Source organism: Gelidibacter algens (genome assembly GCF_001678675.1).
Lineage (GTDB): Bacteria > Bacteroidota > Bacteroidia > Flavobacteriales > Flavobacteriaceae > Gelidibacter > Gelidibacter algens.
Map to the genome: position 1 here is coordinate 1 of NZ_LZRN01000071.1, position 10,066 is coordinate 10,066.

General features: G+C 37.9%; 10 protein-coding genes. 6 read left to right on the forward strand and 4 right to left on the reverse strand.

From position 1 onward, the window contains the following. Nucleotides 1-81: 81 nt before the first annotated feature. Together A9996_RS18280 and A9996_RS18285 are read right to left on the reverse strand one after the other, a co-directional pair. The gene (locus tag A9996_RS18280) at nt 82-3,123 is read right to left on the reverse strand and encodes a DUF559 domain-containing protein (protein ID WP_248912384.1); all 3,042 of its coding nucleotides are present in this window, start codon (nt 3,121-3,123) and stop codon (nt 82-84) included. Nucleotides 3,124-3,254: 131 nt separating this feature from the next. Beyond that, nucleotides 3,255-3,812, reverse strand: coding sequence for a porin family protein (locus tag A9996_RS18285; protein ID WP_066438735.1), 558 nt, complete (start codon nt 3,810-3,812; stop codon nt 3,255-3,257). A gap of 231 nt (nt 3,813-4,043) precedes the next feature. Between A9996_RS18285 and A9996_RS18290 the strand changes: the two genes are divergently transcribed. The 5 genes from A9996_RS18290 to A9996_RS18310 all read left to right on the forward strand — a co-directional run bounded on the left by A9996_RS18290 (nt 4,044) and on the right by A9996_RS18310 (nt 7,982). Next, nucleotides 4,044-4,922, forward strand: a complete 879-nt coding sequence (locus A9996_RS18290; protein WP_066438738.1) for a cell division protein FtsX — start codon at nt 4,044-4,046, stop codon at nt 4,920-4,922. 276 nt (nt 4,923-5,198) lie between these two features. Continuing rightward, nucleotides 5,199-5,468 (forward strand): DUF3098 domain-containing protein, encoded by a 270-nt coding sequence (locus tag A9996_RS18295; RefSeq protein ID WP_066438741.1) that lies wholly within the window; start codon nt 5,199-5,201, stop codon nt 5,466-5,468. A 75-nt stretch (nt 5,469-5,543) separates the two neighbouring features. After that, the gene (locus A9996_RS18300; RefSeq protein WP_066438742.1) at nt 5,544-6,356 is read left to right on the forward strand and encodes an undecaprenyl-diphosphate phosphatase; all 813 of its coding nucleotides are present in this window, start codon (nt 5,544-5,546) and stop codon (nt 6,354-6,356) included. Further along, on the forward strand, nt 6,356-7,051 hold the full coding sequence (gene truB, locus A9996_RS18305; protein ID WP_066438750.1) for a tRNA pseudouridine(55) synthase TruB: 696 nt from the start codon (nt 6,356-6,358) through the stop codon (nt 7,049-7,051). Before A9996_RS18300 ends, truB begins: the two co-directional genes overlap by 1 nt. A gap of 145 nt (nt 7,052-7,196) precedes the next feature. After that, on the forward strand, nt 7,197-7,982 hold the full coding sequence (locus A9996_RS18310) for an energy transducer TonB family protein (RefSeq protein ID WP_083994031.1): 786 nt from the start codon (nt 7,197-7,199) through the stop codon (nt 7,980-7,982). A 3-nt stretch (nt 7,983-7,985) separates the two neighbouring features. Here A9996_RS18310 and A9996_RS18315 read toward each other — a convergent pair whose 3' ends face one another. After that, nucleotides 7,986-8,609 carry a thioredoxin family protein gene (locus tag A9996_RS18315; protein WP_066438752.1) on the reverse strand — a complete coding sequence of 208 codons (624 nt, stop codon included), beginning with the start codon at nt 8,607-8,609 and terminating at the stop codon, nt 7,986-7,988. A gap of 143 nt (nt 8,610-8,752) precedes the next feature. On the opposite strand from A9996_RS18315, the gene A9996_RS18320 reads away from it, so the two are divergent. After that, nucleotides 8,753-9,319 carry a DNA-3-methyladenine glycosylase I gene (locus tag A9996_RS18320; RefSeq protein ID WP_066438755.1) on the forward strand — a complete coding sequence of 189 codons (567 nt, stop codon included), beginning with the start codon at nt 8,753-8,755 and terminating at the stop codon, nt 9,317-9,319. 60 nt (nt 9,320-9,379) lie between these two features. Here A9996_RS18320 and aat read toward each other — a convergent pair whose 3' ends face one another. Next, nucleotides 9,380-10,024: a leucyl/phenylalanyl-tRNA--protein transferase gene (gene aat / locus A9996_RS18325; RefSeq protein WP_066438758.1), complete on the reverse strand. Its 645-nt coding sequence runs from the start codon at nt 10,022-10,024 to the stop codon at nt 9,380-9,382. Between the last annotated feature and the right edge of the window lie 42 nt (nt 10,025-10,066).

Sequence of the window (10,066 nt, forward strand, 5' to 3'; positions counted from 1 at the left end):
CCCCTTCCGAAGAGGGGGAACTGTTTGACGTAAAAAACTGCCGTCAGTCACCTTTGTATGGTATAGTTTTCCATAACTTCTTTAAAAAGCCGTGAACCCCTGTAATTCCTGCCGTATTCCATGTTTGGCTTGTTCTAATGGACCTAGGAACATCTCGTAGAGTCTTAAACTGTCTGCCCCGTAATCTTTGACTATGTCATCAGGATTGACGACGTTCAGCTTTGACTTTGACATTTTTTCTACTTCGCGACCAACTTTAAAAGCCTCTCCTAAATCCTCTCCAAAGGAGAGGACTTCTCCTCTCTCTCCAATGAAAATGGCGTCTTTGTAATCTTCACCATATTCACTATCACTTTTCAAACCTTGAATATCTAATTCGTCTGATGCATTCACATATTGCACTTTTACATGAATTGGTGAAAACTGAAGCCCTTCTAGAGTAGCTCCCGTATTCTGACCATAAATATCTTTCTGAACAGATTCAAACAAACCCCAAAAAATATTGATAATTCCTTTCTGTTCTTCGTCTAATAAATCAAAAAATATAGTGTCTTCAATTACGCTCGCCAAACCTCTAGTAAAACCGTTACCATTTACAAAGATGTTCTTATCGTTAGCAGAAATTGTAGAATTCAGTATAAAATTATATAAATTTTCAAACTTCTTGAAGTTATCATAAGAAATGTAAATAGGCTTATCTAAGACTGGATTTTTGAAATCTTTTGGCTTTGATCCCAACAATAGGTCTGTTCTATATACAAACGCACTCGTCCCCAAAATCATCCCTTGGTTAATCAGCTTTTTAAACGGCTCTTCCACACCCACGAAACCTCTGTCTTTTAAAAACTTCACCCAAAAACGAGAATACAATAAATGCCCTGTGGCGTGCTCGCTGCCGCCAATGTATAAATCGACGTTTTCCCAATAGTTAAGCGCGTCTTCACTCGCAAATACCTCATCATTATGAGCATCCATATATCTAAAGAAATACCAAGAACTTCCCGCCCAACCTGGCATCGTGTTCAATTCTAGAGCCCCACCTAACCTCCCCAAAGGAGAGGAGCTTTCAAAGGTTTCTTTAGATACGATTTCCGCTTTATCACCGTATTGCAACCAATACCATTTGTCGGCACGCCCTAAAGGTGGCTCGCCGGTTTCAGTCGGCAAGTATTTTTCTATTTCTGGCAAACGGATAGGCAAATGTTTTTGAGCTATCATTTGCGGCATGCCGTTCACATAATATACAGGAAACGGTTCTCCCCAATAACGCTGACGTGAAAAGACCGCATCGCGCAATCTGTAATTGGTTTTACCTTCGCCCTGATTTAATTTTTCAAGTGCTGTAATGGCTTTTTTTGTGGCTTCTTTGTACGACAATCCATTAAGGAAATCAGAATTGGCAATAATCACATTGTCTTTGGAACCATACGCTTCTTCGGAAATATCAATGCCTTCAAAAATATTAGGGATTGGAATATTAAAATGTTTTGCAAAATCATAATCGCGCTGATCACCGCAAGGGACTGACATTACGGCACCTGTTCCATAACCTGCCAACACATAATCGCCAATCCAAATAGGTATCGGTTCTTTGGTAAATGGATGTTCAGCATAAGCCCCTGTAAAAGCGCCCGTGATGGTTTTGACATCGGCCATTCTATCGCGTTCGCTACGCTTGGCGGTGGATTTGATATAGGCCTCCACTTCTTGTTGTTGCTCGTCGGTTACAATTTTTGACACCAAGTCGTGTTCTGGAGCAAGCGTCATAAACGAAACTCCGAAGATAGTGTCAGGTCGGGTGGTGAAAACTGATATCCCCCTAACCCCCGAAGGGGGCACACGGTACTCTTTTAAATGAGTCTCGATTGTTTTTAAAACCTCATCACAGTTCTCAAACACTTCCTCGTTACGGAATCTTATAACTTTGAAACCCTTATCAGTTAAACGTTTTGTTCTTGCGGCATCTGCTTCTATCTGAGCATCATGAACTGATCCATCAATCTCAAGGACCAACTTTTTTGAAAGACATACAAAATCAACAATAAAATCATCTATTAAATGCTGTTGCCTAAACTTATCCCCAATACCTTTTGATCTCAAGTGAGCCCATAATACCTTTTCAGCTTCGGTTGGATTATTTCTCATCATTTTTGCTTTTTCTAGCAAAAGATGAGAATTGTTCCCACCAGTCATATACCCAGGCTGAGTTTTTGCGTCAGATTTCTCTTCCCCTTCGGGGAAGGATAGGATGGGGAACAATACCGTTGCTCCTACTGATTTCCCAATCCAATTTCTCTGGCTTTCCTTTAAAGATTCTGTCCAGTCAATGTCATTCAAACCTTGCAGCAAACGTTCAGCATAAGCAGAAATACGCATACTCCATTGCGTCATTTTCTTTCTCATGACGGGATGGCCGCCACGTTCTGAAACGCCGTTGACGATTTCGTCATTGGCCAAAACAGTTCCTAGAGCAGGACACCAGTTGACTTCTGTTTCTGCTAAATACGTGAGTCTATATTTTAATAGGATTTCTTTTTGTTTTTCTGATGAAAAGGAGTTCCAATCTGACGCTGTAAATGTTTCGATGTGATCATCATAAGCAGCATTGACGTTCGCATTTCCTTCTGAAGAAAAAAGAGTCATCAAGGTCTCTATGGATTCAGCTTTATTGCTATCATTATTATACCAAGATTCGAACAACTGGATAAAAATCCACTGGGTCCATTTGTAATAACCAGGATCGGAAGTTCGCACTTCTCTACTCCAGTCAAATGAAAACCCGATTTGATCCAACTGACGACGGTACGTTTTGATGTTTTCTTCAGTCGTTAACGCAGGATGCTGACCTGTTTGAATAGCATATTGTTCTGCCGGCAAACCAAAGCTATCATACCCTTGAGGATGCAATACATTAAAGCCCTTATGACGTTTGTAACGCGCATAAATATCACTCGCAATATATCCTAACGGATGTCCAACATGAAGTCCCGCCCCACTTGGATAAGGAAACATATCCAAAACATAAAACTTTGGTTTGTCACTCGTGTTCGAAGCTTTAAACGTTTGATTTTTTGCCCAATGGTTTTGCCACTTCTCTTCGATTTTATTGAAATCGTATTTCATATTCTGCTTTCCTTTTAATAAAGGCACAAATTTAAACTTTACCAGTTAAATAGCCTATTGCTCAAAGAAGTTATTAAAGCAAAAAGACACCTTAGATTTAAGATGCCTTTTCAATTTGAATATCGTGTAGATTAAAACTTATACCCTAATGATAATTGAAAGACACTATTTGTAATATCTGGATTTTCTGAGATTGTAGTTATTCCATAATTATAGCGTACTTGCGCTAACAAATGAGAACTAACATTATAACCCAAACCTACATTTAATCCAAAGTCAAAGCTTGCTGCATCCGTCTCAGCGTCAGGAATAGCATCATCATTAAATTCAACTTTATCATTAACTAAGAATGACATTTGAGGTCCAGCTTCTATACTAAACTTTTCAGATATATAGTATTTAGCCATTACAGGTATTGCCAAATAATCTACTTTAACTTTCAAACTATTTTCTACTTCAGATCCTTGTCTAGAATAGAGTAGTTCTGGTTGAAGTGAAAATTTATCACTTAGTTCAATTTCAGCAAATCCACCAATGTGAAACCCTATTAAATTATTTCTATCTAAATCACCTCCTATGATATTTGAAATGTTTAAACCTGTTTTCAATCCAAAATCAACATTTTGAGCGTCTATTAAATTTGAAAATCCAAAAACAGCGATACTTGATAATAGTAGTAATTTTTTCATAATTGTTTTGTTTTAAATTAGTATTGAAACAGATTTTCAAACTCTGTGCCAATTTAGTAAAATAAACATTCTTACTGTAAAAAAATCAGCTATCACTAACCATAACTAATTAAACACTTTGTCTAAAACTGTAAATACTGCAATTATCACAACACTACTAAAGTTTAAGCGTTGTAATACTTAGCGTAACAAATTGTTTTATATTTTTACGCAACTAATAAGTAAACATCCATGGCATCATCTTTTGACAAGTATCAAAAACGAAAATTAATTTCGTCTTATTTTTCTGTGGTTATCAGTATCGCATTGGTACTCTTTTTATTAGGCTGCTTGGGCCTTTTGGTCCTGAATGCCAAAAAGGTTGCTGATCATTTTAAAGAGCAAGTGGTAGTGACCATTTACTTGAACGATTCTGCCAAAGAAGTTGAAGTTAACCAGCTTGAAAAAAGTCTTGCCATGGCAGACTATACAAAAAGTACGGAGTATGTGTCCAAAGAAGCTGCTGCCGAATCAATGAAAGCGGAAACAGGTGAAGATTTTATGGATTTTGTGGGCTATAATCCGTTGCAAAACTCCATTGACGTCCATTTAAAAGCCGATTTTGTAACCACAGAAACGCTAACCTCCATCACCGAAGAATTGGCCGCGAAAAAATTCATTGAAGAAATTCGTTATGATAATGATTTGGTAGATTTGATGAATGACAACGTTAAGAAAATTACGTTTTGGATTTTGGTCATTAGTGCTGTTTTTACTCTGATTGCTGTGCTGCTCATCAATAGTTCCATAAGATTGGCGGTCTATTCCAAACGTTTTATCATCAAAACGATGCAAATGGTTGGGGCGACCAAATCTTTTATCAGAAGACCTTTTGTCTTTAAAAGTGTACAGTTAGGGATTATTGGCGCTATTATCGCCATGATAGGTATGGGCATTGTACTTTACTACCTCAACCAAACTTTTGTAGAGCTGCAATTGTTGTCCAACCCTATTTTAATTGGCGGCTTGTTTCTTGCCATTTTTCTTATGGGGATTTTGATTACGTGGATCAGCACCTTTATTGCGACACAGCGTTTCCTTAATTTGAAGACGGATGCGTTGTATTATTAATCTTTGATTTCGTTAAAGACTTAAGACCACTTCGCTAATAGATATTAGATTCAAGACCAGATTGTCGCTAATTGATATACCCCGTAAGTTGTAATTGTTTTATCGTACACTAATAATGCCCTCACCACCGATAAGCAGTCAAGTCCTCAGAAAACGATTGAATTGCAACTCTGATAACATCTTTAAATCCCCAGCAAATTCCAACTATTTAGATACTCTTAACGGAAAGTTTTAAATAAAACCGTTAATTTGCAGCCTATTATTACAACGATCGTCATGGGAGAAAAAAAACGTAAGGAAAGCGCCAACACCAATTTTATTTTCGGAAGAAAAAATTACGTGTTCATGCTTATTGGTTTGGGTATCATCGCACTCGGGTTTATACTCATGTCTGGTGGCGGCAGTAATGACCCCAATGTCTTCAATCCTGAAATCTTTAGCTGGAGACGTATCCGTTTGGCTCCTACTTTAGTGCTGATTGGTTTTGGTGTGCAGGTATATGCAATTTTACTGAATCCGAATAAGAATGAAAATCCCAAATCTTAAAATCCAAATTCTAATTTTTGCTCATTCCACTACTTTTGGAATTTGTGTTTTGAAAATTGTCTATTAATTACCCCTATGAATTTAATTGACGCTATTATTTTAGCTATTATCGAAGGCCTTACAGAATACTTGCCCGTATCTTCCACAGGCCACATGATCATCGCTTCTTCATTTATGAAAATTGCATCCGATGATTTTACCAAACTGTTTACCATCGTCATTCAATTGGGCGCCATTTTTGCCGTAGTAGTTTTATATTGGAAACGCTTTTTTCAAAGTTTGGATTTTTACTTTAAATTATTGGTGGCTTTTATTCCAGCGGTCATTTTAGGATTGCTTTTAAACGACGTCATTGATGAGCTATTGGAAAGTCCGCTAACCGTTGCAATTTCCCTAATAATTGGTGGATTTATCCTATTGAAAGTTGATGATTGGTTTAAATCAAATGAAGTTTATGACGAAGCACATCCAGAAGCGCACACCAACATCAGTTACGCCACAGCCTTAAAAATTGGATTCTTTCAGTGTTTGGCGATGATTCCAGGAACATCCAGAAGTGGCGCCTCCATTGTTGGTGGGATGACCCAGAAACTAAACCGTAAAACTGCCGCTGAATTTTCGTTTTTTCTTGCGGTTCCAACTATGTTGGGAGCGACGGTTAAAAAAACGTACGACTATTATCAAGCGGGATTTGTGCTGAGCAGTGATCAGATTAACTACCTTATTGTGGGTAATGTGATTGCGTTTATTGTAGCGCTTATTGCCATCAAATCATTTATCGATTATTTGAGCAAACATGGTTTTAAGATTTTCGGTTATTACCGAATTATCCTCGGCGTTGCCCTTTTAATTATTCATTATTTTATTTACAGTCTAACAACCATTTAATGCTTTCAGCCGACGATTATCTTTCTGGTCAAGTTCTTTTAATTGACAAACCTTTGCATTGGACCTCTTTTCAGGTGGTTAACAAACTCCGTTGGGAAATACGCCGTGCTTTCAACATCAAAAAGATAAAAGTAGGTCATGCAGGTACTTTGGATCCTTTGGCGACTGGTTTATTGGTGATCTGTACCGGTAAAATGACTAAAAATATTGATAGTTTTCAAGCCCAAATTAAAGAATATACAGGCACCTTTGTTTTAGGCAGTACAACACCTTCCTATGATCTTGAAACAGAAATTGATCACACCTATCCAACAGACCATCTGACGGAAGAATTAATCCGCGAGGCAACAGCACAATTTATTGGGGAGATTGCGCAATTTCCTCCAGTTTTTTCGGCATTGAAAAAAGACGGGAAGCGTTTATACGAATTTGCAAGAGCTGGAGAAGCGGTAGAGATTCCTTCAAGACAAGTCCACATTTCAGCATTCGACATCACGCGCATTGAAAATTTGGAAGTTGATTTCAGAGTGGTGTGCAGCAAAGGCACCTACATTAGGTCTTTGGCTAACGACTTTGGAAAAGCTCTTAATTCAGGCGCTCATTTGTCTGCATTGAGACGGACTAAAATTGGTGATTTTGATGCTAAGGATGCTGTAACTGTCGAAAACTTCATTAAAGTCCTTCCTTCGGAATAATTTTTGATAACTTATTCCTGACCAACAGAAGAAAAGCTTTCAAGCATTTCAGACTTTCTTGAATTTATGGTGTTTTAATCTTTTTTACCTATTTTGACGTATATATTCAGGCAAGACATAACCCCCTAATAAAAAATATTTCTTTTTGGAATTTATAGAAAAACATAAAGCTTTGATCATTACCACTTTAATTAGTGGTACCCTTATCCTTGCTATGTTTGCCCTTGGCATTAAGCAGCATAGGGAAAAAGTGGCTGAGAGTTTTTATGAGTTACCGCCACCTCCAACACCAGAAGAACAAAAAATATTGGAAGAATTGGCAATGAATGATCCTAATATTTCAGAAACGAATACGGCTTTTAATTCAGCGAATGATTTTAAGGAGGTCATGAATAATTTCAAATCCTTAAACTCCAACGATTTTGAAAAAAATGCCAAACAAACCGAGACTGAGGATACTGAGGTGCCAGAAGAGGTAACTGATGTGGCAAACAAACCTGCGGCTGAAGATTATTCGGTTAATGAAAATGAATTGTCGTCCTACAGTAAAATTAAGAATGTTATTGCCATGCGTTCTTCGGAAAAGCGCAAATCGGCCAAATCAAACGGCAATAACTCCACCAATAATTTAGCAAACAATTCTGCATTAAACACCAATAGTAGTGTGTCTTATAGTTTGGTCAACCGCAAGGACATGCATCTGCCTCCCCCAGTTTATCTATGTGAAGAAAGCGGAAAAGTGGTCATTAATATTACAGTAAGTGCCACCGGCGAAGTGGTTGACGCCTATGTCAACAGCTCCTCCACCTCAAAAAACGCGTGTTTAGTTGAGAGTGCGTTACAGTATGCCAATGAGGCACGCTTTAGTGCTGACGCTCTAAAAGCAAAGCAAATTGGTTCAATTACCTATTATTTTAAGGCGAAGGACTAATGCTTAATGTAGTCCTAAAAGCGACAATAAATCTTCAATCGTATTTTGACCTTTATCTTTATTGTACCATCCTTGTAAAATTTCCTTGAATTCTGTAGTGATCGTTTCATGTCCTGCTTTATAATCTTCAACTAACATAGTAGCGCCGGTTGGTCTTGGTCCATAAGTCTCCAAAACTTCACCTGAAGCAGTATCGATCATAATCAATTTAGGTATTGATTTTCCACCATTGGTCAGAAACTGTTGCATAAGGGCATCATGTTCATCACGCAGCACCAATTTCAAATCGATAGTTGGATGTAATTCAGCAACCTTATTAATTACAGGAATCACATGTGCCGCATCACCGCACCAACTTTCTGTGAGCACTAACCAAGTAACGTCACCTTTAAACCTTGCTATTTTTTCCTGAGCTTCTGCCGAAACCTTGAGGGTTTTATCCCATCGCTTCATGCGTTGCTCATTTAAAATGGTATAACCCACCATGTCCTCACTCTTATCCAATCCTGTGGTGGAATGGGTTGCTACCAATTCGCCCATCAGTGATCTATAAGCTTGATAAGACATGCTATTATTCAAGCTTACTTTTAATGTATTATTTATGTTGTGGTGCGTGATCGTATCCATTATTATATTTTTTGCGAATTTAACCCAATTTGAAATAACTTTGAGTAACCGTTGTTACATTAGTGGTCCAAATTGAAGTTCCTTACAGAAGTTTGTATTGGATATTGATAAGTTAAAATTCCTATGAATTAAACCAATAATTGATGGAAAAAGAAAGATGTGGTTGGTGCAAAGGTGATGCGCTCTATGAGCAGTATCATGATACGGAATGGGGTGTTCCTGTTAAAGATGACGACACACTGTTTGAGTTTCTGGTGTTGGAAACCTTTCAAGCGGGTTTGAGTTGGATCACCATTTTAAGGAAGCGTCAAAATTTCAAATCTGCATTTGATCAATTTGACTATAAAAAGATAGCTCAGTACAAACAGGATAAAATTGATACTCTTCTTCAAGACTCAGGTATTGTAAGAAATAAACTTAAGGTCAACGGAACAGTTACCAATGCGCAATTATTTATGAAAGTCCAAGAAGAATTTGGTTCCTTTTCCAAATATATTTGGGGATTTGTAGAGGGCAAGCCAATCAAAAACGAGGTCAAGAATTATAAACAAGCGCCTCCAACAACTGTATTGAGTGATACTATAAGCAAAGACTTAAGAAAACGAGGTTTTAAATTTGTGGGTTCTACCGTTATATACGCATATATGCAGGCTGTAGGCATCGTCAATGATCATGAGGTGGATTGTTTTAGATATCAGGAAACAATATGAAAATAATAATTCTCAAATGCCAAATTCCAAATTCAAAACAAAGCCATTGAAATGTAGAATTTAAAACCTGGAATGTCCTCCCAAATATTTCAAAAATAGAGCCCTTTCAATCTCCTCTGCCCCCAAACTTTCCAAATGATTGGTGTACACTTGGCAATCGATCAGGTTATACTTTGTGTTTTGAATAAAGGTTACGAAGGCAACCTTGCTTGCATTGCTCACCTTGGCAAACATACTCTCCCCGCAAAACACACCATTGCCCAAATCGACACCATACAAACCACCTACCAATTTGTCATCCTGCCATACCTCAACAGATTTTGCATACCCTAACTGATGTAGTTTAGTGTAGGCCTCAATCATATGTTCGGTAATCCAAGTGCCAGCCTGCCCTGATCGTTTTGCTTTGGCACATTCTGCAATGACCGTTTCAAAATCTTTATTAACTGTGACGGTAAAATCTGTGTTCCTCAATAGTTGCCGCATACTTTTGGAGACTTTCAACCGATCAGGAAATACCACAAACCTAGGATCTGGAGACCACCACAAAATGACTTCATCATCATCATTAAACCATGGGAAAATGCCGGTTTTATAAGCTAAAATTAGACGTTCTACGGACAAATCGCCGCCAACAGCCAGCAAGCCCTCTGGAGAGGCTTGGGTCACCTTTGGGAATTCGAGTTTATCTGAAAGTAGGATCATAACATTTTTTGCTGATACCAAATATGCAAAAAAAAAACCTAC